This is a genomic window from Legionella londiniensis (assembly GCF_001467825.1).
Lineage (GTDB): Bacteria > Pseudomonadota > Gammaproteobacteria > Legionellales > Legionellaceae > Legionella_A > Legionella_A londiniensis.
This window is the reverse complement of the sequence record NZ_LNYK01000002.1, coordinates 33,953-58,774: the sequence shown is the minus strand read 5'-3', so window position 1 is coordinate 58,774 and position 24,822 is coordinate 33,953. Positions and strand designations below refer to the sequence as shown.

Here is a 24,822-nt window from a genome sequence, read left to right as displayed (position 1 = left end):
GAGGATGAGGCAGAACAGCGGCATGGCTAAAGCAGAAGCGCAAAAGAGAGAACATATCCATAGGCCGCCTGCATATGACAAGGCATTTTTTATTGCAACTCTGGTTAATGCTTTGTTTGTGGCTTTGCAAGTTAGCTTTGCATATCTTGCTAACTCTACAAGCTTGCTTGCTGATGCCATTCATAATCTGGGTGATGTCTTGAGCCTGCTTCTGGCCTGGGTGGCAAATACCTTGATGAGGCGATTGCCCACCAGCCGTTCAACTTATGGCTTAAAAAAAACATCTATTCTTGCAGCTTTCATCAATGGCGCCTTGTTGATTTTTACTTGCGGCATCATTGTCACTGAGGCAATTTATAAATTTTTTTCACCAGAGCCGGTTCATGCGCTCATGGTGATTATTGTGGCCGGATTCGGCATTCTGGTGAATGGCGCCACCGCCGTTTTATTTATCAAGGGGACGGATGACCTGAATATTCGTGCCGCATTTTTGCACTTGGTTTATGATGCTTTGGTGTCGCTTGGAGTCGTTTTATCAGCACTTTTGCTTTATTTTACTGGCTGGTTTTGGCTTGACCCCGTTGTTGGCTTCTTGATCGCTGTTGTGATTCTGCGCGGAACTTGGGCTTTATTTGCTGATAGTTTCAGGATGATGATAGATGCGGTGCCGCAGTCAGTATCCATTGAAAAAATTCGAAGCCTGCTTATAAATCATCCGGGGGTACAAGGGCTTCATGATTTGCATGTCTGGGCTTTGAGCACGCGGGAGAATGCGCTCTCAGTGCATCTTTGGATGCCAGAAGCTCCTCTAAGCGATGAAGCGCGGTTTAATCTGGCTGAAGTGCTTCGCCGCGAATATAATATCCATCACACCACCATTCAGGTTGAACGCCGCCAGGATTGCTGTAAAGATATCTGTATTTCCTTGATTTAACCCCATTAATTTTCTTGCGACAGGTTGTTTTTTTCATTCATAAGAAAGAGTCCCTGCCGGTAAGCAATGCAGGCTCCGCTCTCATCATTCAAGTCTTCCAGGAGTTTTCCAAGTTCTGCATAGCCGGCAGCCGACGGGTGAAGGTCGAGGCTTTTTTCAAAATAGGTACGCGCCTTACCCCACAGGTTTTGATGGCGGCTTAACCGGCCCAGGCAAAGGTATAAAGCCGCATTATGCGGTTCCACCTTTAATAAGGATTCTGCAAAACTGAGCTTTCCCTTGCCTTCGGGAATTTGCCCGTAAAGCGCTATCAGTTCTTCATTAAACTGCTTTCCAAGGCTTCGCCGCAATAAGGATTCTGCTTCTTCGAAATCATGGTTTTCCAGCAGAAAACGATTATAGACAGCGAGGATTTCAGGGTCTTCTTTAAGGTATTTGGGTAGCCGGGCAAACAATGTTTTTACCGCTTCCTCTTCTTTTTGTTGAACCCGATCGCATAGCGCCTTTAAATAAGCATATTGTTCCAGTCTTTTGTATGCATCGCCAGTCACTACCTGATGATTTTTTAAGTCGGGCAACAATGCAATAAGTTGCGGCCAGTCTCGGACTTGCTGATAAAGATTCATCAAGAGTTTCAGGACATAAGGGTGGTGAGGAGCCAGTGTTTGCAAATGTTTTAATGTAGCCAAGGCTTGTTCCCATTGTTGGTTGGCGAGCTGCAGCTGAGCCTGGGTTAACTCGACTGCTACCGTGGCTTCAGGCATGGAGCGTTGTGCTTTGCTTAAATATTCGTCGCGAAGTTGACTGTCACCCATTTCCTGCGCGGCACGAGCTGCAGTCAGGTAATTAAGCAAAGGAGTGTCTGCATTGGGCAAAGCTTTAATTAAATGTTTTTTTGCACGTTGCCAGTATCCTTCGCTGAACTCAATCAAACCCTGTCGGGTTTTAGCCTGTGCTTTTTGGACACGGCTTTTTTCACGCCATTGTTGCCAGGCTGAAGGGAGGCGCATAAACCAGCGTAAAAAATGCCAGAGAAAATGCAGCAATAAAAAAGTAATCAGAAGTGCAAACAAGGCTACCCATAAAGTCGTTTCAAGGGTCCAGCGGTCAAAAGCAATTAAAACATAACCAGGATCTTTTTGTAATTGCACCCCGAGCAAAATGGATGCCATCAACAAAACAAAGATAAGCAATATTCGGATCATGAGGATTGTTCCTTCGTTTTTCTTGCTGTATTGACTTGATTTCTGGATTCGAGCAATTGATTGAGCTGATCTAAGACGCGCTGCAGATTGGGCTTTTCAGGTTTAAGCGGTTTTTGTGCGAGAATTTGTAATTGATGCAATATTGCTTGTGTGCTGCCGGCATTGGTATCAAAAGTTTGTCGGATGCTTCTCTCGGCTTGTTTCAAAGATAGCAGGTAGACTGCTTCATTATGTTGCAATACGGCTAATTGGGCTTCCTTAAAGTCTGCACGAATCATGGTGCGTAATAAGGCGGCTTGTTTTGCGCTGAGCAAGGGGGTGATGGTTTCATCATGGCGGCGAATCACAACGAGTTTTCCAAGCTCATTAAGGGTTGCCTGAAGCCGGTTTCTCCAGCCGGCATTGGCTTCTTGTTGCGGTGCGGAAGTTTTACCGTTATCCAGTTTGGCTATGGATGCTTTAAGCGGTAAATCGGCAATATTGTCTTGCAGAGCATCCAGCTGACTTAAAATGCCCGCTACATCCACTTTCGGTGCAGCTTGCAATGAGGCAATCTCTTCGGCGATTGCCTGGCGAATGGCAAATAAATGTTCATCATGCATTTTTGCAAGTAACGCGTCTGCTTCGCTTAGCAAAGATTGCGTCGATTGCGGATCATAATTCCAGTGGGCATTAATTTGCGCTAATTCCAAAAAATAACGTGCCTTAAGCAACAGCCAATCACTTGTTTGATACTGACTTTGTTTTAGGGCTGATTCCAGATTTTTATCAATAGTTGCAAGCTTTTGCTGCAATTGTTGTTGGGTTTGCTGCAAATCTCCTACAGATTGCTTGATTTGCGACAGCGCCTCATGATGCTCTGCTTTCACCGCATCAGTTTCAGCATGGAGCAACTCTATCTGCCGAGCGCTACCCTGTTTCACCTGTTGCAGGGTATAAAAAATATAAATCAGAGAAAGCAGGGTGAGCAAGCTTAAAACCAGGGCGGCAAATGCCTTAAACTGGCTCGGTTTTTGGCGTCTTGGAGCGCTTGAGGTATCTGTCTCTATTGTTGCATTCTCTGACTCTTTGTTCGCAGGGGTATTGTTTTCTGCCATGAATAATCCTTAACCGATGTATTTTTAATCAGACCGGACGCTTGTTGCAAAGGCGATAAGATCATTTAAAATCCTGTCATGGCGGCTCATAATAATCTTGCCCATGCCGAAAGTCTGGGCGATCTTGGCAAGCCGCTCACTAATGACCAAACATGGTTTGGTGCACAACCAGGCCCTTGCTTCAAGGCCAAATAGCGAGAAAAGGTTTCTTAACGATTGTTCGCTTAAAACCAGTATAATATCGAACCTATCCTCATTCCATAAAGAATTAAGATATGATTGCGGAAATGAGGGCATGGAGCGGCGATACACATCAAGCACAATTAAGTGAGTTCCACGTTGATTCAAGCTGTCAGCAATGAGCGTCCTGCCATTTTCGCCTTTGACCAGCAGGACTGACTTTTGATTGGTTTCCCGCATAATCGGTAATTGTAAAAGATGTTCGCTGTCAGAAACCGCAGGGACGGCATCGACATGAATGCCCATTTTTCGTAAGCTTGCGGCACTGCTTTGCCCGATAGCAATAACAGAGATTGTTTCAGGCCAATGCATTCGCATGCGAGACAGGGTCGAAAAAAAAATATTCACCGCATTGCTGCTTGTAAATATGGCTTTATCAATCAGGCTCAAATCAGGCAACTGAACCGCCCAGCCAGCAAGCGGCTCAATGCTTATAGTCGGCAATGCAATACTTTGTCCCCCGGCAGCTACTATGGCATCCTGCAAGGAGCGATTTTGTCCGGCAGGCCTGGTGTTTAATATGCGGAGATCCTGCAATGGTTTTAAGTTACAAGTCTTCATATGGAATTTCAATGAGTTCTCTTGCGCCATCGGCAAGCAGGCTTTCGGCACAATCTTTTGCCAGCTTTTCTGCATCTTGAATATCGCCTCTTTGGCTGCTGCTTAGGACTTTGCTGCCATCGACGGCTAGAATTTTCGCACGCAACAATAATTTTGAATCGTCAGTGGGTTTGCAAAAGACGGCAAGCGGCGTGTGGCAATTGCCGCCCAGTGCACGGGCCACTATGCGTTCAGAGCGCACACACAAGGCCGAAAGCGGATTATTGAGCGGCGCAATAAGATGATGCAGTTCTTCATCATTTTCACGGCACTCTATGCCAAGCGCGCCTTGTCCGCATGCAGGGAGCATGGTTTCTTCGTCAAGCTGTTCGGTAATCAACTGCTGCATGCCCATGCGCTCGAGCCCGGAAACGGCGAGGATAATGGCATCATATTCCTGCTCTTCGAGCTTGCGCAGCCGGGTGTTGATGTTGCCGCGCAAGGTTTTAAAGCGCAAATCAGGGCGAACGGCCAAAAGTTGTGATTGGCGGCGCAGGCTGGATGTACCGATAACGCTGCCGGAGGGAAGCGCATCAAGGTTTGCAAAACGGATGCTGACAAAAGCATCAAAGGGGTTATGGCGCTTACAAATGGCTTTTAAGGTAAGCCCTTGCGGAAAAGCGGCCGGAACATCCTTCATGGAGTGGACGGCTAAATCAGCGCGCTTATCCAACAGGGCGTCTTCAAGTTCTTTTGTAAATAATCCCTTGCCGCCAATTTTAAAGAGCTTATCTTTCAGGAATTTATCTCCCGATGTTTTCATAGGCAGGAGTTCTATTTGCAGCGTTGGCCAATATTCCTTCAGCAGTTCGCCAACATGATTGGCTTGCCAGAGAGCAAGAGGGCTCTCGCGCGTAGCTATTCTTAATATGCGTTGAGTCATTATCGCCAATACTTGATAAAAAAAGATGATGATACCATTATACCAAAATCAGTTTACACTTTCGGCTTTAGTATTTTTTACGAACTGGATTATTTGTAGCGCCTTAAACTTGCGATTAGAGGGAATTCATGGACGCTGGCAAAAAGCTCTTGCTCTATCTCAATGACGCCATTGAACGAAATATGATTGCTTCTGCTCATCATCTAATGCTCTTTGGCGCAATTGCTTTCTTGGGCTTTCCCTTATCTTATATCATCTGGAAAATCTGGTACCCGCAATTTGATGGCCCATTCTACCTGCAGTTGATTGGCAGTTTGCTTGGCCTTGGCCTGATGCTTGCGCCTTATTGGCCGGCGGGCTTCCGATCTTATTTGCCCTGGTACTGGTTTTTAACCCTTTTATATGTATTGCCTTTTTTTTTCATGCATCAGTTTCTGGCAAATCATGCCAGCGATGTTTCTTCCATGGCGCTCTTAAGCAGCGTATTTTTTTTGGTTTTGATTGTCGATGTTTTTAATTTATGTATTTTACTTGTATTAGGATTTGGACTGGCATTGATTCATTATTATCTTGGCGCGGAAGCAGTTTATTTCAGCACCGAACATGCCGAAGTTGTTGTGGTGTTGTTATTTGTGATTATTGCAGGATCCACCGTAAACTATAAAACCTCAGTTCTGCAGCAGCAACGTATGAAAGGCATAGCAGCTGCGGCAGGAATGATAGCTCATGAACTTCGTACGCCTCTTCTCGGCATCAAAAGTGGCGCTTTGGGATTAAACAAAAAATTGCCCCGCCTGTTTGAAGGATATGAGTTGGCTGAAAAACAGGGATTGCTGCCCGCCTCAAAACGAAAAATTCCCATTTCGCAGTTACGCCAGGTTACTGACCGGATTATCAGCGAAATCGACTATGCGAATACCATTATTGAGATGTTACTGATGAAAGCCGGCCATGAACAAAAGCTTGAAAACTGCGAGTTTGAGCCTTGTTCCATGAATGAGTGCTTGCAAGAAGCCATGCTTCGCTATCCTTTTAAATCTGACTATGAGCGCGCGCTTGTCAGTCTTAAAGGAGATTTTCGTTTTTTGGGTTCTAAGCTGCTGATGCAACATGTTATTTTTAATCTGTTAAAAAATGCCTTATATGCGATTGAAACCGCGCAAAAAGGGGAAATCTCAATCTGGACGGAAGAAGATATACGCTTTAACTATTTACATTTCCTGGATACTGCCAAAGGCATTCCACCCCGACAACTGGCCCGCATGTTTGATCATTTTTATACGACAACCTTTATGGGCACGGGTATTGGCTTATCTTTTTGTAAGCTGGTGCTTCGGCGTTTTGGCGGGGATATTCTTTGTGAATCAAAGGAAGGAAAATTCACTCAATTTATCCTTTCTTTCCCTAAAATTGAATCAACATGATTGCCTGGGTTCAAGGTCAAGATGATACAAGGAACAGCTAGCGATATTGCACTGATGGAGTCATATTCATTGCTGCATGAGAATAACACAAATACTGCATGATATAGTCAATTTATGGTTTTATCCCGAAGCATTATATTGGCAAATTGAATTCTTCCTGTTAATTTTTGTGCCCCATTCAAGATATTGCTATACTAAATAATCTGATAAGGCATATACAGGATGATTGTAACCGCTCAGGAGGAGCCATGCATTCATTTTCAATTCCCACCTGTTATTTCCCAAGCACTGTTTTATTTGTGGACGATAACCGTGATTTTCTGCTGAACTTTGTACTGCAATTGGATGAAGGGCTTGCATATCGTATTTTTGATAACCCGCGTCATGCCCTCGATTATATCCACAATAAACATTGTGAGCTGGACTTGATAAGCCAGCACTGCATTCCAGAAGTTCAGCCCGCAAAGAACCGGCGCTATCAACAGCATGGCAACCGCCTGGATTTGTCTGCCATTCATGCCGAAGTATATAATCCTTACCGTTTTTCCGAGATATCCGTTGTGGTCGTCGATTATGCCATGCCTGGCATTGATGGCCTTGAATTTTGCCGAATGATCGAAAACACGAATGTCAAAAAAATTCTTCTCACCGGACAAGCTGATGAAAAACTGGCTATCCAGGCATTTAACGAAGGCGTGATTCATCGATATATTAAAAAAAGCGACGCGGATGCAGCGGATCTGATTACCAGCAGCATTTATGAATTACAGTGGCGATATTTCCAAGCAATGTCAGACATGATAGCACGCATGCTTTCCGTCCATTTTCCATGCTGTCTTCATGATAAAAAATTTGCCCATTTCTTTCGCGAATTGCGTCGCGAAAAACAGGTAAGCGAATATTATCTTGCTGATGAAGCGGGCAGTTTCTTCATGTTGAATGAGGATGCGCAACCCAGTTTGCTTATTGTTAGAAGCCAGGAAAATATGAAGCATTATTCTGCCATGGCAAAAGAGCAGGGAATTTCAGCGGCATTGGTTGAAAAGCTGGCCCAGGGCGAGCTGATCCCACGGTTATGGCCGCGGCCTGAAGTAAAAATAAGTGACAGCGAGCTTCAAAATACCTGCGTGCCTGCAAAATGTGTTTTTGGCAATCAGGTTTATTATTATGCCTATTTATCCAATGATGATTCTTATATAGAGCGGCCTCAGAAAATTCTTTCATATAACCGCTATTTGGAGGAATTGGATGCGGAAGAGCTGCTGATGGATTAAAGCGTCAATAATTTTTTTGTTTCATTGTTTTTATTGGATTGTTTTGAACTCTCATTATCAGGCATAAAAAAAGAATGTCTTATGACATGAGATTTCTGCGGTTCCATTTCGTCAAATGTAAAAGCAGAACGCAAAAGATTGAGGGCTGTGGTAAAATTTTTCTGATAAGGAATCACAAGATCGGCATGTTTTTTTGTGCGAACGATGGTTTCATCATTCGCTTTTTTAAGTCGCTCGCTGTAAACCTTCAAAAGATTTTCCAGCGGCTCTTTAATGTTTTGGCGGATATAATTGCTCACGCAGATGTCGGAATCGGTTTCGATAAATAATTTTAGATTAAACTCTTTCCGGATTGGCGGATCATCCAATAAAAAATGGCCGTAAAAAATGGTTCTACCCGGGCTGGTTTTGAGCTTTTTTTCCAGCGCATCTTTATCCAGTATAAATTCATTCTGTTTTTCATTAAATGATAAATAGCTCATTTCTGAAACAATGATTGGAGTGGGGGTGATTGCATCAGCTAGTGCTTTGGCAAATTGTTCCACAGGGGCGCCGAATGGGCCACAGACGGCAATAGTATTATATTTCTGCATAGACCAAACTCAAATGATCCAGAAAAAGCGCATTATAGGTTGAAAAATGGTTTCTGCAACTATTTTTTACAATTTGGAAAAGCATGGAATGACTGGAAAAGCATGTGGCATGGGGTTATGATTTTGACCATAATGAGTTTATAGGACAAATTTATGCGCAAATGGTTTCTCGTAGGAATATTCTGTTTACCGCCAGCACTGCACGCCGTGAATGATTTTGACCGTGAACAAATTCAAAAAAGGATTAAGCCGTTGGGTGAGGTTCGCATTAAGGAAGAAGATCAGGGGCCAGGCAAAGAAAAAACAGAACCTGAAGCAAAAGAAGTGGCAAAAAAAGAACCGGCTCAAGAAATTTATGAACAGTATTGCCAGGTTTGCCATCAGGCGGGTGTTGCAGGAGCGCCGAAATTCAGGGATGCTGCAGACTGGAAAAAGCGCCTTGAGGAAAAAAAACTGGACGGTTTGACTGCATCCGCTATCAAGGGGTTAAATGCCATGCCCCCAAAAGGGACATGCATGCAATGCAGTGACGAGGAAATTAAGGCAGCGGTTCAATATATGGTACCTGAGGTATGAGTAAGCGTTTTTATCGCAATATACAGGCGTTGCTTCTTTTATTGACTTTGATGGTCATTGGGGAAGCATTTTATTTCCAGTTTTATCGTGGCCTTGAGCCTTGTCCTTTATGCGTCATGCAGCGTATTTGTGCTTTCCTTTTGGGTATGCTTTGTTTGATGGGGCTTTGTTTATCTACTCTACGGCGTGCGCGTACAATTGCTTTTTTTCAGATTTTTTTTGCCCTTTCTGGCCTGTATTTTTCCTTGCGGCAAATCTGGTTGCAACAATTTGCTGAAGATCCACAAAGCTGCATGCCTGGGCTTGATATTTTAATGCGTTATTTTCCCTGGCAGGATGTGGCGCGTGCCTTATTTTTAGGGTCTGGAAGCTGTTCTGAAGTAACATGGCAATGGTTGGGCTTGAGCATGCCTATGTGGGCTGCTTTATATTTTTTGTTCATATTATTTGCCAGCGTGGTTGTTTTTTGGCGAATTGGCAAAACACTGGATCAAATCAAATAAAAATTTCGCATTTTGCGTTTAAGAACATTTAACTCAGAAAGCGCGGTTTACAGGTGAGTAAATGAGTATTTATTATAAGCATAAGCCGGACAATGATTTATGAATGTTTTCCGCTGCGAAGTATTATGCCGGCATAAGCACACCCGTGCCCGTGTGACAAAAGTTACAACACCTCATGGCGCCTTTGTCACTCCTGTATTCATGCCTGTAGGAACCCGTGCCGGGGTAAACAATATGATGCCTGGGGAATTGATAGATGCAGGCAGTCAAATCATTCTGGGCGGTAATACCTATCACATGCTTTGTGCGCCGGGAATGGAAATCATCAAAAAAGCTCGCGGCATGCATGAATTTATGGGCTGGCATGGGCCGATGTTGACTGATAGCGGCGGTTTTCAAGTGTTTAGCCTATCTAAAAATAAAGAAATATGTACCATTGATGAAGAAGGCGCCCATTTTCGTCTGCCCGATTCCGGTCACATGATCCACATGACCCCAGAAATGTCGATGGAGACTCAGAAAATCATTGGTGCTGACATCATCATGGCTTTTGATCAGTGCACCCCTGACAGCGCTGATCGCGAGATGGCAAGGCATATCATGACGAGAACCCATCGCTGGCTTAAGCAATCACTGGCCTACCATAGCCAGCATCCAACTTCCGTTTATGGTAAGCAGCAAGCGCTATTCGGTATTGTCCAGGGAGGCATTTACCAGGATATGCGTCGGGAAAGCGCTGATTTTGTGGCCTCTTTATCCCTTGATGGCATTGCCGTAGGCGGTGAGACCATTGGTTTTGACATGATGAAAACGGTTGAAGTGATTCGCTGGATTCATGAGTTTTTACCTGAGCATAAGCCGCGATACAGCATGGGGGTCGGCATGTCGCCCCAGGACTTGCTGGATGTGGTTGCTGAAGGCATTGATATGTTTGATTGTGTCGCGCCAACACGCAACGCTCGCCACGGCGCATTGTATTGCGGTAAAACCGTCAACGAAGGAAACTGGCTGAAATTTGTCAGTGAGCATGACAATGGCCGTATACAAATTAAAAAAGCCTGTTACGCCAATGATCTTGATCCCATTATGGCTGATTGCAGCTGTTATACTTGCCTTCACTATACCCGGGCTTACCTGCATCACTTATGTAAACAAAAAACCACTTTATTCACTGCATTGGCCAGCATTCATAACATTCATGTCCTTCATGATGTTTGTGCTAAAATGCGCAATTTGATAATGACTCACAGCAAATAAGAGAAAAATGATGATCTTAATTCAAACCACTAAGGGCGATATCCGTATTGAGCTTGATACAGTCAATACGCCCCATACTTCTGCTAATTTTTTAAACTATGTTCGTCAGGGCTTTTATGAGAGGACCTTGTTTCACCGCGTGATTGATGGCTTTATGATACAAGGCGGCGGCTTCACCTCAGGCATGAAGATAAAAGAAACCGGCGCGCCCATCAAAAATGAAGCGCAAGCAGCCAAGCCCAATAAGCGCGGCACAATTGCAATGGCCAGAACTATGGAGCCTCATTCAGCTACCGTGCAATTTTTTATTAATGTGGCTGACAATGAATTTTTGAATTTTACAGGTGTTGCCCCGCAAACCTATGGGTATTGTGTTTTTGGTGAGGTAATAGAGGGTATGGATGTGGTGGATGCCATATCCAAAGTCAAAACAGGCTCGCGCTTTGGTCATCGGGATGTGCCTCTGGAGGATATTGAGATCCTGAAAATCGTTGAGGATGAGAAAGCTTGCGTGTAAAGTAATGCCTTATTCTTATTTTATTGGTTGGGAACAAACTCCTGTAACCATGATAAGGCAGGACGTTGACTCCTTCAATGTTTCGGCCGTCAATGCCAATATTTTGCAAAAAAATGTCAAATGTAGGGATATTGTTGGCTATAATTTAAGCATTGTCGGGAGATTTTCGTCCTGGTGGGAGAGGGAGCTCTCATGAAATATATAGCCCATGCGTTTATTATAGGACTCATGTGCGTCAGCGCTGTGGTTTTTGCTGAGCGCATGGTGATTCATGGCAAGCCTGTAAAACTTGAGGTTCATGAAGGTTTTTATACCTTTCCCGAAGAGTATAAGAATAAAAAAAATTATCATTTTGTGATTTTGGCTGGGATTGAAAGGGTATGTTTTCTGACTGAAAAGCCCTCGCTCTCTGCGCTGGATATGATTTCCATTATCATTGAACATCATGGTTTACAGCTGCAGTGGTTCTGCTATCGTTATGATCCGTATTATTTTGAAATTGATTTTTAACTATGAAACTGATTGATGTTGATGAAGCAAGAATACTGCTGCAGCTCGGAAAAATCATAGCTTATCCCACAGAGGCCGTATATGGCTTGGGTTGTGATCCTTTTAATGAAGTAGCTGTGAATCAGCTTCTGGCGCTTAAAAAAAGGCCTCAGGAAAAGGGGTTGATTCTTTTGATTTCCAATTGGGAACAATTATCAGGGTTAATTGACGATATCCCATCTGATAAGCTTGCAGAAGTGAAGAAAAGCTGGCCTGGGCCGGTAACTTGGATTTTTCCTAAAAACAAAGCCTTGCCTGCTTGGCTTACGGGCAGTCATAACAGCATTGCCATACGCATGAGTGCACATCAAACGGCACAGGAACTCTGCAAAGATGGCCCGCTTATTTCCACCAGCGCCAATCTAAGCGGGGAGCCGCCGGCGCGAAGCCATGATGAACTGGTGGAACAATTCCCACAAGGGATTGCCGGTTTAGTTGCCGGTGATTTAGGAGGAGCGCTCAATCCCAGTGCAATATTTGATGTATTAACAGGCAGGAAGCTTCGTTAAAAAGTCAATTAACTCTTCATACCTGCCCATCTTAATTGACCACGCAGGATAGTGCCGAGTACCTTGGGTTCTTGTGAGGAGTACAGCAGAGGATTGGCGCTTAATATGGTCATATCAGCTAATTTTCCAACCATCAGTGAGCCTTTTTCTTTATCTAATCCATATAAATCTGCTGCATTAATGGTGAGCGCTTCTAAAGCATCTTGCGGGGAAATGCGCTCGGCAAGTGAGAAATATTGTGGGCAGTGTTGGTTAAGCGGGTAATTCCAGACTTGAATTTTCCTTGTTGTCATGAGATTTAAGGCATTAAGAGGCATTGGCGCGGTCATGGGAGGAGAATCGTGCGCTGCTGCCTTGCCAAGTTTGCTTTTTGCCGTTGCAAAGGGCGCCATATGATGAACTAGTGAAGGATCTAATGCTTCATGACATAATTGCTCACCCCAATAGTGGAGGTAAGGAGCAAAAAAGCTTATTTTTATTCCCGCCTTACCCATGCGATGCAGCTGATCATCACGGACAAAATCGGCATTAATGAAGATGGGGGGGATTTGTTGGCCGGGGAACAAGCGTTCTGCTTTTTGAATGATATTCAGGCCTAAATCAATTGCCGCATCGCCATTGGCTTCAACCATCACAGGAATATTGTGTCTGTAAGCCTCAAGGATGGCCTGTTCAAGCAGGTTGGGCGATAGCTTAAGATACTTGCCTGGCCAGTCCCCGCTCTCAGCAACATGATTATGCTTATAGCTGTGGGTTAAAAAGGCGGTGTAGTTATGGGGGAAGCCATCCACCTGGATCAATAAAGGCCCTGCGTATAATCTTGGATTATCCTGATAAAGCAGATCCAGGGTTTTTTTCGTTTTCAGATCTTCTGATACATAAATGATGTCAACCGGAAGTTTTGAGGTTTCGGTTAGCTTGTCATATGCCCTGAGCCAGGCATTATTTCCCTGAATTTCGGTAACTGTTGTATAACCTTGCCCTGCATAAAAATCAGCGGCAGTTTGAATGGATTTTTCGACAAGGGGCGTAGGGATCAACTCACTGAGCAAGCGATTGAATAAGCGGCCGCTCACGATGCCATTTTTGTTAATCTGGATGCCCTTCGTTTTGAGTTTGTCAATGCCAGCTTGGTTCAGCAAGGCTTTATCCGCTGAAGCATAGAATACAATCGTTGGAGCATCCTTTTTTTTATCATTTAAAATTTCGATGGTTAATGGGTCTCCGTGTATTTTTGTTTCATCATAGCCGCTGACAATAAGCCATTCCCCGGCGGAAGGCCGCAGTTTTTCGAGGAAAGTTAAGAAGGCATCCAGGGTTTTTATCGGTTTCCAGTTCTTCTGCTTAAATGGGTTGGTTGAAGAAATGTCAAATGCGTGATCATATAACCAGCCCGTCATAACCAAACGCGAGTAAGTATTGATAAAGCCCGGTATAACTGTAGCGCCTTTTAAATCAACAAGCTCAGTTTTATCTCCGCGGCACTGCTCGATAATGTCCTGTTCATTGCCTGCGCCCACGATATAGCCATTGGTCACTGCCACTGCCTGCGCCCTGGGTTGCCTTGGATCCAGGGTAATAAAATTTGCATCGGTAAAAATTTTTTCGGCATTTCCACATAGCCAGCGTTTTTCTGACGGTTGATCGGCCAGGCAATGCTTGCATAAAAAAAGATGCGTGCTCAAGGCAAATATCATTAAAAAGACGCGCATATCCAATGCCTTAATTTTAATGAATTGATGATTTATCCTAACTCATATGCCTGTCATGCGCAAAATCTCTTGTCAACGCCTGGAAAAAATTCCATCAAACCGGTCCAGTATAATTGTTTAAGTCAACAAAATTATGGTAGGGTTATTGCTTCGTGTGCCTGGATTAGGTAACGACATCCGCAATGACTGCAAAATAAATGTTTGCCCTGCCAGGATTTGATTTTTTTTTATACGATTATTAAGGTTTTCTTAAGTTAAGAACTTTATAATATACTTTTATCTGCAAAGGATGATTGATTGAGTACGGATATCCTTGATCGTTTTGCCCGGTGTAGATAGAGAGCCCCAAAGAAGGAATGCGATGACCCATAAAAAACACGCCTTGACTGTATTCAGTCTTACAATGATTACCGTAGGCTCTGTAGATAGTATTCGAAATTTGCCTGCTACAGCGTTGTTTGGCAGCCAGCTAATTTTCTTTTTCATTTTAGGCGCATTGTTTTTTTTGATTCCCACAGCCTTGGTTTCCGCTGAGTTGGCTTCCGGTTGGGCAAAACAAGGCGGTGTTTATCTCTGGGTTAAAGAGGCATTTGGGAAAAAAACGGGCTTTTTAGCCATATGGTTGCAATGGATTGAGAATGTCATTTGGTACCCTACCATTTTATCGTTTGTAGCCGGAACCGTGGGTTATCTTGTAAACCCTAATCTGGCCGGTAATCCTAATTTTTTATGGCTGGTCATCGTGGCTTCTTTTTGGGGCACGACGTTTATCAACTTGTATGGGATGCGATCTTCTGCGCTCTTTAGCAATATCTGCGCAATTTCTGGCCTTCTAATCCCAATGGCGCTGATTATCGGATTAGGCGCCAGTTGGGTGTTGGAAGGCAATCCTCTGCAAGTTCATTTTTCGGCCAAGGATATCATACCGCATTGGCAGGACAGCTCCATGTGGGTTTCGTTGACGGCCATTATGATGTCTTTTTGCGGCATTGAAATTGCAACCGTTCATGCCAATGATGTCCAAAATCCCCAAAAAGCCTTTCCGTATGCGCTGATTTATTCAGTGGCCATTATTTTAAGTACTTTAATTCTGGGCTCGCTCGCCATTGCTGTGGTTTTACCTCAGCATGATATTAACCTGGTAGCCGGGATCATGCAGGCATTTGATGCATTTTTTGCCCGCTACCATCTAACCCAGTTTATGCCGCTCATCGCTGTCATGCTGGTATTAGGCGGATTGGGCGGCGTGAGCAACTGGATTATCGCCCCGACAAAGGGGTTAATGGTAGCGGCCGAGGATGGCAATTTGCCGCCGATATTTCGTCGTGTTAATAAACAAAATGCGCCGGTGACAGTTTTGGTGGCACAAGCCGTGATTGTTACCATTTTGTCCAGTCTTTTTTTGTTCATGCCCAGTGTTAACGGATCTTACTGGCTGTTAACTGCGCTGGCAGCACAACTTTATATGCTCATGTATCTTTTGATGTTTGCTGCGGCCATCAAATTGCGCATCAGTATGCCTCATCATCCCCGGCCTTTTTGCATACCAGGCGGTATGCCGGGGCTGTTGCTGGTAACCGGGGTTGGTATTTTAGGCGTTGTTACGACGCTGATTGTCAGCTTTATTCCTCCTGATAATATCAATGTCGGCAGCATTGCGCGTTATGAAATGACGCTGGTCGCCGGATTGGTATTGATGTGCCTTCCGCCATTTATCAGTGCGCGTGTGCAGGAACGCCGAAAAAACAAAGAAGCGATGGCAGCCAGTTCCCTAGCTTGAAGGTAATGCGCAGGCACCAGAGCTATTTTGCAAGCAGATTTTTCTTTGTACCTCTGTTTTGAGACGTTCCTGGTCTGAAGACAGCTTATGGGAGTGAATACTGTTTAAAAAATTAAAGATTTCCTGCCAGATGGATAGCGCCTTGTCAGGTATCCAGGTTGCCATGCCAAGCTGTTCGACCTTTGCGGCAAGTTCTTGATAAAAGATATAAGCCAAATCAATTCTCTTTTCTTGCCAGCAGAAATACCCTTTGGCTTGCAGAAGCGATAAAGATTCCTCAGCGTTTTTCGGCGTTATTTTTTCCAGCTCTCTCAAAAGAGAAGCAAGATCTGTTTTTTGAGCATTTTTAATTGCCTGCTGTCTGAAGGCGGCAGCAGTTTTTGCGGCAGTGTTTTGCGCTCGAGCTTTAGCTTCAGTTAGCCACAATCTTGTTTGATTGCTTGCAAATGAAAGGCCATTTGAGAAATGAAGCTCTAATAACACAGGAAATTGCCGACAGAGCCAGCGGGTTTGAGTTAAGAGAAACTCTGCAAGCCCTGGCTCTTGCATCCAGCTTGCGGCTTGTGAGGCATGCCATTGGAGATCGAGAAAATAAGATCCGCCAGGTTCAAGAAACATGTGCTCACAATGTGTCAGAAGACGCTCGGGATGAGCTTGTTCATGCAATTTTTCAAGGCAAACAAGGGCTTCCTTACGCGGTGGATGAATATGGGTTTTTCCTCCCGTCTGTTTGGGAATCCTCATTTCTCCCCAACGCCAGGCGCGCGCAAGTTGACAACCGAGCAGCCATTGTTTTTCATTAAGCCAAAAATCAATCACTAAACGCTGCATCTCATGAGCCTGCTTTGCATCCTTAAGGGAGAATCTATCATTTTCAGGTAAATTTGTTTTCAATGAGCCTTCGTCGTTTTTTTCGGTTGTAACAGGCACAAGGTTGCGGTACCAAGCGTCAAGACAAGTAAACAACTGACAGTCATCACCAAGACAGGTGCGAATGGCGATGTTAAAATCATGGATTGTTTGTTCTATGATCTCTATTTCTTCGCGTTTTAAGGCAGTGCTTGCGGATAGAAAAGAATTAAACCGGGAATTGTTAAGCCAGGCTAACGCGGCATGGCGCGCTCTCGGATTTTGGGGATGCACAGTAGCGGCAAATTGCTCCAGCAAGCGTTTATAAAATCTGAGGCTCACAATCAGGCCTGCTACCTGATGCTCCTGAATCAAGGCTAAAGTTAAATAGCCCGCCAGGCGTAAATCCTTGCAAAAATTGCTCAAGAGCGCATGGCTTAGTTTTTTGATTAAAGGAAAATTGCAATGACTTAATTTTTCAATTTCGAGCTTGATTTGTTCAAAATCATCTTGATAGCAGGGATCGCTTCCGCAAGGGGCGTGAGTGAAGGGTTTAAGGCAAGGTTCAATCCATTGCCAGAGTTCAGCGAGTTTAGCATCCATTCTTAAGTTCCAAAAGTTCAGCGGGCAGGATCTTAATTTATCGTGTAGAGATTGAAAGGGTTGGTCACGACAATTTCCAGCAATTATGCGAAAAATTATTGATAAAGCAAGCTGTATCTTATCGAAAATTGCTCTTTACTTATTTTGCGGGCGGAAAATGGTGTCGCCAATAACGGGCAATATCAATTCGGCGGGTGATCCAAATATCCGGAAACTCCTTGAGATAGTCCAGAAACTGTTGCAGGGCATGGCATCTTGCTGGTCTTCCGCTGATCCTTGGATGCAGTCCGATGGTCATGACAGCAGGTTGCCTTTCTTGATATAGATAGTCAAAAGCTTTTTTTAAATAAAGAAAGAAATCTTCTGCTGTACTAAAACCAGGGTTGGTATAAAAACGAAAGTCATTGCAGTCTAAAGTATATGGGATGATGAGATGGTTGTTGCTGTAAAAGGGGAGGTCGTCAGCATAACTGTCCGAATCGTAAATAATGCCTCGATGTTGTTGCAATAAAGCGCGCGTGTGCTCACTGCATCTTCCCGTGTACCAACCGTATACCTCCTTACCAGTCAGATGCCTTATGGTTTCAATGCATTTTGTAATATGCTTTTTTTCTTCTTGCAAGGAGATTCTGGCATAGTCAATCCAGCGCCAGCCATGTCCTGCTACTTCATGATCATTTTGTCTAAGATAAAGACAAAATTCAGGGTTTAAAGTTAAAGCAAGGCCTGTGATAAAAAAAGTGAGCGGGATTTTTCGGCTGTCAAACAAATGTAAAAGGCGCCAAATACCTCTGCGGCTGCCGTATTCAAAAAGCGATTCCATGCTCAGGCTTCTCATCCCTCGGGGCCTGGCAGAAAGAGAGAATTCTCCGCCATAAGTCTCACAGGTCGCATCACCATTTAAGGGCGTTAATTCTGCGCCCTCTTCATAGTTGATGACAAAATTCACTGCGATTGACGCCTTATTAGGCCAAATTATCCCTGGCGGATGGCTTCCATAGCCTATCATATCCCGCATGCTATTATCCCAGCTCAAAGGAGGTGATGCCATAGATGTGCCTGGTTTCAAGGGTAGGTTCGCCCTTTAAATACATCCTGGCTGTTTCAAATACTTTCTGAAGGTCATACCGTTTGACTAAATGAATGGCATTAGGATTGTTTTCAGGTATATCGAGATAGAACGGTTGCCCCATGGCATGGTTTGCCAGTTGCAAAAACAATTTATCGGCAATGCCTGGATTGTCGGCAAACAAAGGGCCGATTTTAAACCCCCGAATGCAAGGCCTAATCACGCCATACCCGCTTAGCTTGTCTTCTTGAATATAGGCAAGAGACCTGGCTCCTGGCTGATTTATCCAGCAGCGTAAAAATGTTTCTCGAGGGGCTGGAAAATGTCGGCGGTCATATTGCATTAATTCAGAGAAATTGGCTTGCGCCAACGGGATGATATGAGGATGCTCATGAGAAGAGAAAAAACGGGTACATTCGTAGCGGGCATTATGATGAGCAAATTTATAACCCAATCTTGCATATTTATCCAGCATATTGGTGACGCCATCTATGCCTGCATTTCGTTTGCCGACATAATTTAAGCGATGCCGGGTCAATTGAAGGCCAAATCCCTGACCGCGGTAGGCCTTATCTACAATATAAAATCCGCAAAAGGCAAAATGTTCATCGTAGATGATTGCCGAGCCTACAGCAATAATTTTGCCATCGAGTTTCCCCGCAAAAAACCCGTGGGGATCGGTTTGATAAAAACACTCGGCATCGTTAAGCCCCGGGTTCCATCCTTCTTCAGCTGCCCAGGCAACGGCCAGATGAACTTCATTTTTAGTCATGCGCTCGACAGTATAATTATTTTTCATCATCATCCCTGTGTTTTTTGGCAATAATATTTCATATATATCATATTATGTTATTCTGAAGATTTAATTCCATTTTTTGCTGAATGTAAGAAATAAACCTGTCAAAGGCAAAAATGAGTAAGAAAACATCTTCTTTTTATCACTGTTGCTGGTTGAAGTTTAAATGCATGAGTTAGAAGAAACATTGGCGCAATTAGCCGCCCGTTTGCCAGAGCTTGAATGGAAAATAAGCCATTCGGGTATTGTTATTGATGAGGAGGCTGTTCCTCAGGGGCTTTTCCGGCTAACTCAGGAATTGAATGCCAGGGCTTGTATTCAGGAAATTAAAGTGGATTTGCAGCAGCTTAAAAAAAAGAGCCAGGGCAAGATTCTGGAATTCCTGGCCAAACGCATTCGACAAAAAATTGATTTTTTAGTGCATGTATATCACATCCAGGCTCTGGGCAAGAGAGGGCCTGAAGAAAAAACACAGGCAATGGATGCAATCACAACGAGGCAGCAGTGGTTAACGAATCTGAATCAGGAAATTACCGCTTTAAATGAGCAGCGTGAGGCGTTGTCGTTGCGGCTATCCGAACTCAAAAAAAGAGGAGATTCCCAGTCAATACTGAGTTTGCAGGCTGAAATAGGGCAACTGGAGCACCAATTAACGCTTGCCAGAGAAACATGGGTACGGGCAACAGCCCTCTAAGCGGTGAGCTTTGCTCAGGGAGAGTCAATGTTTAGGAAAATTCTCATTTGTAATCGTGGCGAAATTGCTTTAAGAATTATTCGTGCCTGTCAGGAAATGGAAATTGAAACTGTAGCCATTTACAGCGAAGCGGATCGTTATGCCTTGCATGTGAAGCGCGCGACACACGCTCATTGCCTGAGCAAGAAAGCAATGGATGCTTATTTAAATATCTCGCGCATTGTTGAATGTGCAACTGCAACGGGCTGTGATGCTATTCATCCAGGATATGGATTTCTCTCAGAGAATCCAGCGCTTGCAGCCTTTTGTGAGAGGACAGGAATTGTTTTTATTGGCCCTGAATCCTCTGTGATCGCCACGATGGGATCCAAGGTGGCTGCCCGGGAAGCCATGGCCAAAGCCGGGTTGCCCATCATACCTGGAAGCGATGGTAATTTGAATGATACGGATGAAGCAGTCCAGGTTGCCCAAGCCCTTGGCTATCCTGTGATGTTAAAGGCAACTTTTGGCGGCGGCGGTCGCGGTGTGCGCGTTTGCCATAGCGCTGACGAAATTCGCCAACAGTATGAACGGGTTCAGTCAGAAGCTCAGAAGGCATTTGGTGATACCCATGTTTATCTGGAAAAGTTCATCCATAACCCGCGCCATATTGAGGTGCAAATTCTTGCCGATGCTCATGGAAATGTCATCCATCTTTTTGAGCGTGACTGTTCAATCCAGCGGCGCCATCAAAAAATGGTGGAAGTTGCGCCCGCGCCAAACCTTGATGGTGAAATCAGGCAAAAGCTTTATCGCTATGCCATTCAAGCCGCAAAAAGCGTTTCATATACTAACGCAGGTACTGTAGAGTTTATTCTCGATGAAAAAAATAATATTTATTTTCTGGAGATGAACACCCGCTTGCAGGTTGAGCATCCCATTACCGAACAAATCACCGGGATGGATATTGTTCAGGAACAAATCCGCATAGCTGCGGGCCATCAGCTCAGCATGACTCAAAACGAAGTCCTTCAACGCGGTTATGCCATTGAATTTCGTATCAATGCTGAAGATCCGCAAAATGATTTTTTACCCAGTTTTGGGCGCATTACCCGCTACTATGCGCCAGGAGGCCCAGGCGTTAGAACCGATAGCGCAATTTATACAGGCTATACCATCCCCCCTGATTATGATTCATTATGCGCAAAATTGACTGTATGGGCTTTGGATTGGCCAGCAGTTTTGCAACGGGCGAAGAGGGCGCTCATGGAAATGCGTCTTTTTGGCGTCAAAACCACTATCCCTTTTTATATTGAAATGCTTAAGTCTGAAGAGCTGCAGCGAGGCACCTTACATACAGGATTGCTTGCTGCGCATCCTGAATGGTTAAATTATTCCAATAAATCACTTCCCCAGCATAAGGCAGCAATTATTGCCGCCACATTAGCCGCTCTTCATCACGAGTAAATCTCGAGGCGCTGGATGATTTTTAAAATTTCCTGCAAGCGTTAAACGGTATCGGCGAATCAAGACAATGAATGTTTAAGGCTAATTATCGCCGCTTGTGCTTTCCTCATCGGCCAATGCATAGTTATCGATGAGGCGCACATTGCCAATCTTCACCGCTGCAAATCGTCTCTTTTGATATTCTTTGACATAATCAATTTCGATATTTAATTGGCGAAGCGCTGAAATGATGTCTTCGGTCGACTTTCCCTGTTGAAAAATTTGGGCGAACTGGACAGCCAGTTTTTTTTCCCAAAAGTCCAGTCGGTTATTTCGTGAACTAAAGGCAAGTCCTGAGGGCTCACGTATGGTGGGACAGGATTTGATTTCAATATCCATAAAGAAATCGTTTGCCATATCGCGAATCAGGCAATATTGCTGATAATCCTTTTCACCAAAATAAGCTCGGCTTGGCTTGATTAGATTCAACAATTTCATCACAACCGTGAACACTCCGCAAAAATGCCCAGGCCGATGCTGTCCTTCCATTTGATTGCTGAACAAGGTTTCCTGAATTTGAAAACGATATCCCTCAGGATATAGGGCTTTTTCATCTGGGATTAGGCAAAAATCAACGCCGTTTTGGATCAGTAATTCGATATCTTCAGTTAAGGTTCTTGGATAATGATTAAAGTCGTCCGCATTGTTGAACTGGGTTGGGTTTACAAAAATACTCACTGCCGTTAAATCATTTTCCTGTCTGGAAGAGACAACCAATGAGGCATGGCCTGGATGAAGATTACCCATGGTGGGGACAAAGCCTAATGTTGCGGTATGAGGCAGTTCCTGGCGAATATGCCGCCACTCCCCAACATCTTGAATGATTTTCATTATTTATCCTCAATTAAAATACGTGCTCAGGACCTGGAAAACTTGCTTTTTGCACCTCTTTGGCGTACTCGTTAATCCCTTTTAGAAGCAAATCTTTGCCAGGGATGAATTGTTTGACAAAGCGCGGCTTAATTTGCGACTGCAGGCCAAGCAAATCATGCCAGACCAAAACCTGGCCATCTGTGCCCATACCTGCGCCTATGCCAATTGTTGGAATCGTGAGCGCATCTGTAATCTCTTTTGCCACTGTTTCAGGAACACATTCGATAACAAGCGCAAAGCAGCCGGCTTTCTCAAGGTTTTTAGCCTGGTGCAACAACGCGGCCGCTTGTTCCTGGTGCTTGCCCTGTACGCGATAACCGCCTAATTGGTGAATATGTTGGGGGGTAAGCCCAATATGTCCCATCACAGGAACACCGGATGAAACCAGGTGAGCAATCGTTTGGTATACATCAGAGTCCGCGCCTTCAATTTTGACTCCATGCGCTCCCGCCTGAATTAATTGTTTTACATGTTCAACGGTTGCGGCCTGAGAAGCACGATGGCTTAAAAAAGGAAGATCGCTGATGAGAAATTGAGTGCTGAGCCCGCGCGCAACAGCAGCAGTATGCATGACCATCATTTCCATCGTGGCCATGACTGTGCTGTCATGGCCATGCACGACCATTGCAACAGAATCGCCAACCAAAACACAGTCAATATCTGATTCAGCAACAATCAGGGCGGAAGGGTAATCATAGCAGGTTACCATGCTGATTTTGGCCTGCTGCTCCTTTTTACGTTTAAAATCATGAATTTTCATTTGAACCTCGCATAGGTCACCGCTTTGAAAAAAGTCGATGCATCGTCAGTCGGCTTGTATCATAAAGCACAGGCATTAAAATGCAATATGCGTTATAATTTTTCATATTGCTTTTATGTTACATGCCTATGATGTCAATCAGCGAAAAACTTAATATTTCTGGAGAACACCTATTGCGGCTTGAGGGCAGCAAAGGTCAATTGGAGGCAGCTTTAACGATTCCTGAAAAAGCTGACTTGCGTTACCTCGCGCTGCTTGGGCATCCCCATTCCCTGCAAGGCGGAACCATGGATAATAAGGTGGTGACTACGCTTGCAAGAACGTTTAAGGCGCAGGCCATCCCGAGCTTGCGATTTAACTTTCGTGGAGTGGGCGAATCTGCCGGCAAATATGATGCGGGCATTGGCGAAAGTGAAGACATGTTATGCCTTGCCTCCCAATTCCTGACTGTACTCCCCGGTGTGCGTTTTATTTTTGCCGGATTTTCTTTTGGCTCCTATGTGGCCTATCGCGCAGCGGCCCAATGCCCTCATGAGCTGCTGATTACCATAGCGCCGCCTGTTCATCATTATGACTACCATGAATTTAACATTCAGCCTGCCCCGTGGATCGTGGCGCAGGGGGATGAGGATGAGGTAGTGCCGCTTGACCTGGTTCTTGAGTTCACTCAAACCCTGAACGAGCCAGTGACTTTGCTTCGTTTTGCTGATACTGGGCATTTTTTTCATGGAAAGCTCATAGAACTTAAAGACCGCTTGTTGGAAGCCATGCGCGCTCAGGATGTTTTTCATGAGTTTGGATAAGCTCTACCTCGATGCGCTCCAGCGAGGCGAAATTCAGGATTCCTTGGCGCAAAGGCAGATGCTGCCTCATCTTCAACGTATTGTTGATGCTTTATCCGGGCAGCGAAAAACCTGGCTTCGCCGTGGGCAAAAACAGTCTTGCAAAGGTATCTATCTATACGGACCAGTGGGGGTGGGCAAAACCTATCTTGTAGATTTGCTCTATCAGGCGCTCCCGATTCCCTATAAAAAAAGAGTCCATTTTCATCAGTTTATGCAACAGATAGATAGCAGCTTGCGCCGTTTGCAGGGAAAAAAAGATCCCCTGCGCTATATCGCGGCAGATATGGCCAAGTCAACCCGCTTGCTTTGTCTTGATGAATTTATGGTGCATGATATTGCCGATGCCATGATACTTGCGACGTTACTGGATAATCTGTTTGCCCACGATATCGTTTTGCTGGCCACATCCAATACCAAACCTGATGAACTGTATCTCAACGGGTTGCAAAGAGTGCGTTTTTTACCTGCAATCGAGTTGATTAAAACCCATTGCGATGTATTGTGTTTAACGGATAGCCGCGATTATCGCAGGGGTCGGGAGCAGGATTTAGAAACTTATTTTTACCCCCTGAATGAAGCAACAGATGCGGCGATAGGCAAGCTGTTTCACAAAGTGGCGCAAGAGTACCAGGAGGGAGTCGCGCTCACAATACAAGGTCGAAGTATCCGCTCTGTCAGGCTCGGCAGGGAAGCGGTGTGGTTCCGCTTCGCTGAACTTTGTACAGTGCCCCGCAGCCAACTTGATTACCTGGAGATTGCCGAGCGATTCAAAACGGTATTCTTAAGTGACATACCTGTATTGGAGCCTGATGATATGGCAAAGGTAATTTTGTTTATGCATTTTATTGATGTCATGTATGACAAGGGTGTCAAGGTTATTTTTTCTGCAGCAGCCCCGGCTGAAGGGCTTTATCCTCAAGGGCGGCTGCATAAGCCTTTTCAACGCACGATAAGCCGCTTGCATGAAATGCAGTCCCAAGATTACCTGGCAGGCTGCGGCAAAAAAGCTCGTGAAAAAGAATAATGCGTACCCTTTCTCCATGTTGTCAGGACAATATCGTGTCATTTTGCGCAATAATGCCTTGCTAAAGCGCTTAAAATGCCTCATTTCCACGCAGGCAACGTATGATTTTGGCTTGGACATGCTGTTAATTGAGAATGATTCTCGATATCATTTATGGTACACTGGATTTTT

General features: G+C 44.6%; 25 protein-coding genes. 14 read left to right on the top strand and 11 right to left on the bottom strand.

What is annotated here, in order from left to right:
• The first annotated feature begins 4 nt into the window (after nt 1-4).
• On the top strand, nt 5-934 hold the full coding sequence (locus tag Llon_RS01550) for a cation diffusion facilitator family transporter (protein WP_412754128.1): 930 nt from the start codon (nt 5-7) through the stop codon (nt 932-934).
• 5 nt (nt 935-939) lie between these two features.
• Here the strand turns inward: Llon_RS01550 and Llon_RS01545 are convergent, their stop codons facing one another.
• From Llon_RS01545 to hemC, 4 genes are read right to left on the bottom strand one after another with little or no spacing between them, the layout of a single operon-like run.
• Nucleotides 940-2,139, bottom strand: a complete 1,200-nt coding sequence (locus Llon_RS01545; RefSeq protein WP_058528313.1) for a heme biosynthesis HemY N-terminal domain-containing protein — start codon at nt 2,137-2,139, stop codon at nt 940-942.
• The gene (locus Llon_RS01540; protein WP_058528312.1) at nt 2,136-3,236 is read right to left on the bottom strand and encodes a uroporphyrinogen-III C-methyltransferase; all 1,101 of its coding nucleotides are present in this window, start codon (nt 3,234-3,236) and stop codon (nt 2,136-2,138) included. The genes Llon_RS01545 and Llon_RS01540 overlap by 4 nt, the downstream gene beginning before the upstream one ends.
• A gap of 24 nt (nt 3,237-3,260) precedes the next feature.
• On the bottom strand, nt 3,261-4,037 hold the full coding sequence (locus tag Llon_RS01535) for a uroporphyrinogen-III synthase (RefSeq protein ID WP_058528311.1): 777 nt from the start codon (nt 4,035-4,037) through the stop codon (nt 3,261-3,263).
• Nucleotides 4,024-4,959 carry a hydroxymethylbilane synthase gene (gene hemC / locus Llon_RS01530; RefSeq protein WP_058528310.1) on the bottom strand — a complete coding sequence of 312 codons (936 nt, stop codon included), beginning with the start codon at nt 4,957-4,959 and terminating at the stop codon, nt 4,024-4,026. Before hemC ends, Llon_RS01535 begins: the two co-directional genes overlap by 14 nt.
• Before the next feature lie 128 nt (nt 4,960-5,087).
• On the opposite strand from hemC, the gene Llon_RS01525 reads away from it, so the two are divergent.
• Nucleotides 5,088-6,383: a sensor histidine kinase gene (locus tag Llon_RS01525; protein ID WP_058528309.1), complete on the top strand. Its 1,296-nt coding sequence runs from the start codon at nt 5,088-5,090 to the stop codon at nt 6,381-6,383.
• Between the two features lie 248 nt (nt 6,384-6,631).
• Nucleotides 6,632-7,657 (top strand): response regulator, encoded by a 1,026-nt coding sequence (locus tag Llon_RS01520; protein ID WP_058528308.1) that lies wholly within the window; start codon nt 6,632-6,634, stop codon nt 7,655-7,657.
• Here the strand turns inward: Llon_RS01520 and Llon_RS01515 are convergent.
• Nucleotides 7,654-8,250, bottom strand: coding sequence for a nucleoside/nucleotide kinase family protein (locus tag Llon_RS01515; RefSeq protein WP_058528307.1), 597 nt, complete (start codon nt 8,248-8,250; stop codon nt 7,654-7,656). The genes Llon_RS01520 and Llon_RS01515 overlap by 4 nt on opposite strands.
• A gap of 153 nt (nt 8,251-8,403) precedes the next feature.
• On the opposite strand from Llon_RS01515, the gene Llon_RS01510 reads away from it, so the two are divergent.
• The 6 genes from Llon_RS01510 to tsaC all read left to right on the top strand — a co-directional run bounded on the left by Llon_RS01510 (nt 8,404) and on the right by tsaC (nt 12,161).
• Complete coding sequence (locus Llon_RS01510) at nt 8,404-8,826, top strand: c-type cytochrome (protein WP_058528306.1); 423 nt, start codon at nt 8,404-8,406, stop codon at nt 8,824-8,826.
• Entirely contained in the window at nt 8,823-9,329 is a 507-nt protein-coding gene (locus Llon_RS01505; RefSeq protein WP_058528305.1) for a disulfide bond formation protein B, read from the top strand. The genes Llon_RS01510 and Llon_RS01505 overlap by 4 nt, the downstream gene beginning before the upstream one ends.
• Before the next feature lie 99 nt (nt 9,330-9,428).
• Complete coding sequence (tgt, locus tag Llon_RS01500) at nt 9,429-10,586, top strand: tRNA guanosine(34) transglycosylase Tgt (protein ID WP_058528304.1); 1,158 nt, start codon at nt 9,429-9,431, stop codon at nt 10,584-10,586.
• 10 nt (nt 10,587-10,596) lie between these two features.
• Nucleotides 10,597-11,103 (top strand): peptidylprolyl isomerase, encoded by a 507-nt coding sequence (locus Llon_RS01495; RefSeq protein WP_058528330.1) that lies wholly within the window; start codon nt 10,597-10,599, stop codon nt 11,101-11,103.
• A 192-nt stretch (nt 11,104-11,295) separates the two neighbouring features.
• Nucleotides 11,296-11,613, top strand: coding sequence for a hypothetical protein (locus Llon_RS01485; protein ID WP_058528302.1), 318 nt, complete (start codon nt 11,296-11,298; stop codon nt 11,611-11,613).
• A gap of 2 nt (nt 11,614-11,615) precedes the next feature.
• Nucleotides 11,616-12,161 (top strand): L-threonylcarbamoyladenylate synthase type 1 TsaC, encoded by a 546-nt coding sequence (gene tsaC, locus Llon_RS01480; RefSeq protein ID WP_058528301.1) that lies wholly within the window; start codon nt 11,616-11,618, stop codon nt 12,159-12,161.
• An 8-nt stretch (nt 12,162-12,169) separates the two neighbouring features.
• Here tsaC and Llon_RS01475 read toward each other — a convergent pair whose 3' ends face one another.
• Complete coding sequence (locus tag Llon_RS01475; RefSeq protein ID WP_058528300.1) at nt 12,170-13,873, bottom strand: amidohydrolase; 1,704 nt, start codon at nt 13,871-13,873, stop codon at nt 12,170-12,172.
• Nucleotides 13,874-14,234: 361 nt separating this feature from the next.
• Here Llon_RS01475 and Llon_RS01470 point away from each other — a divergent pair, with 361 nt between their 5' ends.
• Nucleotides 14,235-15,653: an amino acid permease gene (locus Llon_RS01470; RefSeq protein WP_058528299.1), complete on the top strand. Its 1,419-nt coding sequence runs from the start codon at nt 14,235-14,237 to the stop codon at nt 15,651-15,653.
• On the opposite strand, the gene Llon_RS01465 is transcribed toward Llon_RS01470, so the two are convergent.
• The 3 genes from Llon_RS01465 to Llon_RS01455 all read right to left on the bottom strand — a co-directional run bounded on the left by Llon_RS01465 (nt 15,645) and on the right by Llon_RS01455 (nt 18,973).
• On the bottom strand, nt 15,645-17,105 hold the full coding sequence (locus Llon_RS01465) for a TssA family type VI secretion system protein (protein ID WP_058528298.1): 1,461 nt from the start codon (nt 17,103-17,105) through the stop codon (nt 15,645-15,647). The genes Llon_RS01470 and Llon_RS01465 overlap by 9 nt on opposite strands.
• A gap of 139 nt (nt 17,106-17,244) precedes the next feature.
• On the bottom strand, nt 17,245-18,123 hold the full coding sequence (locus Llon_RS01460; RefSeq protein WP_058528329.1) for a polysaccharide deacetylase family protein: 879 nt from the start codon (nt 18,121-18,123) through the stop codon (nt 17,245-17,247).
• Between the two features lie 4 nt (nt 18,124-18,127).
• Nucleotides 18,128-18,973, bottom strand: coding sequence for a GNAT family N-acetyltransferase (locus Llon_RS01455; RefSeq protein WP_058528297.1), 846 nt, complete (start codon nt 18,971-18,973; stop codon nt 18,128-18,130).
• Nucleotides 18,974-19,136: 163 nt separating this feature from the next.
• Between Llon_RS01455 and Llon_RS01450 the strand changes: the two genes are divergently transcribed.
• Nucleotides 19,137-19,664 carry a primosomal replication protein gene (locus Llon_RS01450; RefSeq protein WP_058528296.1) on the top strand — a complete coding sequence of 176 codons (528 nt, stop codon included), beginning with the start codon at nt 19,137-19,139 and terminating at the stop codon, nt 19,662-19,664.
• Nucleotides 19,665-19,691: 27 nt separating this feature from the next.
• Nucleotides 19,692-21,110, top strand: a complete 1,419-nt coding sequence (locus Llon_RS01445; RefSeq protein ID WP_058528295.1) for an acetyl-CoA carboxylase biotin carboxylase subunit — start codon at nt 19,692-19,694, stop codon at nt 21,108-21,110.
• An 81-nt stretch (nt 21,111-21,191) separates the two neighbouring features.
• Here Llon_RS01445 and panC read toward each other — a convergent pair whose 3' ends face one another.
• Together panC and panB are read right to left on the bottom strand one after the other, a co-directional pair.
• A complete protein-coding gene (gene panC, locus Llon_RS01440; protein ID WP_058528294.1) occupies nt 21,192-21,980 on the bottom strand; it encodes a pantoate--beta-alanine ligase in 789 nt (262 codons plus the stop codon).
• Nucleotides 21,981-21,993: 13 nt separating this feature from the next.
• Nucleotides 21,994-22,782 carry a 3-methyl-2-oxobutanoate hydroxymethyltransferase gene (panB, locus tag Llon_RS01435; protein ID WP_058528293.1) on the bottom strand — a complete coding sequence of 263 codons (789 nt, stop codon included), beginning with the start codon at nt 22,780-22,782 and terminating at the stop codon, nt 21,994-21,996.
• Between the two features lie 131 nt (nt 22,783-22,913).
• On the opposite strand from panB, the gene Llon_RS01430 reads away from it, so the two are divergent.
• Nucleotides 22,914-23,585 (top strand): alpha/beta hydrolase, encoded by a 672-nt coding sequence (locus Llon_RS01430; RefSeq protein WP_058528292.1) that lies wholly within the window; start codon nt 22,914-22,916, stop codon nt 23,583-23,585.
• Complete coding sequence (zapE, locus tag Llon_RS01425) at nt 23,572-24,651, top strand: cell division protein ZapE (RefSeq protein WP_058528291.1); 1,080 nt, start codon at nt 23,572-23,574, stop codon at nt 24,649-24,651. Before Llon_RS01430 ends, zapE begins: the two co-directional genes overlap by 14 nt.
• Nucleotides 24,652-24,822 lie beyond the last annotated feature (171 nt).

Coding starts and splice junctions, on each gene's coding strand:
- tgt (WP_058528304.1), top strand. CDS start 9,429: ATGAATGTTTTCCGCTGCGAAGTATTATGCCGGCATAAGCACACCCGT.
- Llon_RS01475 (WP_058528300.1), bottom strand. CDS start 13,873: ATGCGCGTCTTTTTAATGATATTTGCCTTGAGCACGCATCTTTTTTTA.
- Llon_RS01540 (WP_058528312.1), bottom strand. CDS start 3,236: ATGGCAGAAAACAATACCCCTGCGAACAAAGAGTCAGAGAATGCAACA.
- hemC (WP_058528310.1), bottom strand. CDS start 4,959: ATGACTCAACGCATATTAAGAATAGCTACGCGCGAGAGCCCTCTTGCT.
- zapE (WP_058528291.1), top strand. CDS start 23,572: ATGAGTTTGGATAAGCTCTACCTCGATGCGCTCCAGCGAGGCGAAATT.
- Llon_RS01485 (WP_058528302.1), top strand. CDS start 11,296: ATGAAATATATAGCCCATGCGTTTATTATAGGACTCATGTGCGTCAGC.
- Llon_RS01505 (WP_058528305.1), top strand. CDS start 8,823: ATGAGTAAGCGTTTTTATCGCAATATACAGGCGTTGCTTCTTTTATTG.
- Llon_RS01465 (WP_058528298.1), bottom strand. CDS start 17,105: ATGGATGCTAAACTCGCTGAACTCTGGCAATGGATTGAACCTTGCCTT.
- Llon_RS01460 (WP_058528329.1), bottom strand. CDS start 18,123: ATGCGGGATATGATAGGCTATGGAAGCCATCCGCCAGGGATAATTTGG.
- tsaC (WP_058528301.1), top strand. CDS start 11,616: ATGAAACTGATTGATGTTGATGAAGCAAGAATACTGCTGCAGCTCGGA.
- panB (WP_058528293.1), bottom strand. CDS start 22,782: ATGAAAATTCATGATTTTAAACGTAAAAAGGAGCAGCAGGCCAAAATC.
- Llon_RS01445 (WP_058528295.1), top strand. CDS start 19,692: ATGTTTAGGAAAATTCTCATTTGTAATCGTGGCGAAATTGCTTTAAGA.
- Llon_RS01520 (WP_058528308.1), top strand. CDS start 6,632: ATGCATTCATTTTCAATTCCCACCTGTTATTTCCCAAGCACTGTTTTA.
- Llon_RS01450 (WP_058528296.1), top strand. CDS start 19,137: ATGCATGAGTTAGAAGAAACATTGGCGCAATTAGCCGCCCGTTTGCCA.
- Llon_RS01510 (WP_058528306.1), top strand. CDS start 8,404: ATGCGCAAATGGTTTCTCGTAGGAATATTCTGTTTACCGCCAGCACTG.
- Llon_RS01515 (WP_058528307.1), bottom strand. CDS start 8,250: ATGCAGAAATATAATACTATTGCCGTCTGTGGCCCATTCGGCGCCCCT.
- Llon_RS01430 (WP_058528292.1), top strand. CDS start 22,914: ATGTCAATCAGCGAAAAACTTAATATTTCTGGAGAACACCTATTGCGG.
- Llon_RS01525 (WP_058528309.1), top strand. CDS start 5,088: ATGGACGCTGGCAAAAAGCTCTTGCTCTATCTCAATGACGCCATTGAA.
- Llon_RS01545 (WP_058528313.1), bottom strand. CDS start 2,139: ATGATCCGAATATTGCTTATCTTTGTTTTGTTGATGGCATCCATTTTG.
- Llon_RS01535 (WP_058528311.1), bottom strand. CDS start 4,037: ATGAAGACTTGTAACTTAAAACCATTGCAGGATCTCCGCATATTAAAC.
- Llon_RS01470 (WP_058528299.1), top strand. CDS start 14,235: ATGACCCATAAAAAACACGCCTTGACTGTATTCAGTCTTACAATGATT.
- panC (WP_058528294.1), bottom strand. CDS start 21,980: ATGAAAATCATTCAAGATGTTGGGGAGTGGCGGCATATTCGCCAGGAA.
- Llon_RS01550 (WP_412754128.1), top strand. CDS start 5: ATGAGGCAGAACAGCGGCATGGCTAAAGCAGAAGCGCAAAAGAGAGAA.
- Llon_RS01455 (WP_058528297.1), bottom strand. CDS start 18,973: ATGAAAAATAATTATACTGTCGAGCGCATGACTAAAAATGAAGTTCAT.
- Llon_RS01495 (WP_058528330.1), top strand. CDS start 10,597: ATGATCTTAATTCAAACCACTAAGGGCGATATCCGTATTGAGCTTGAT.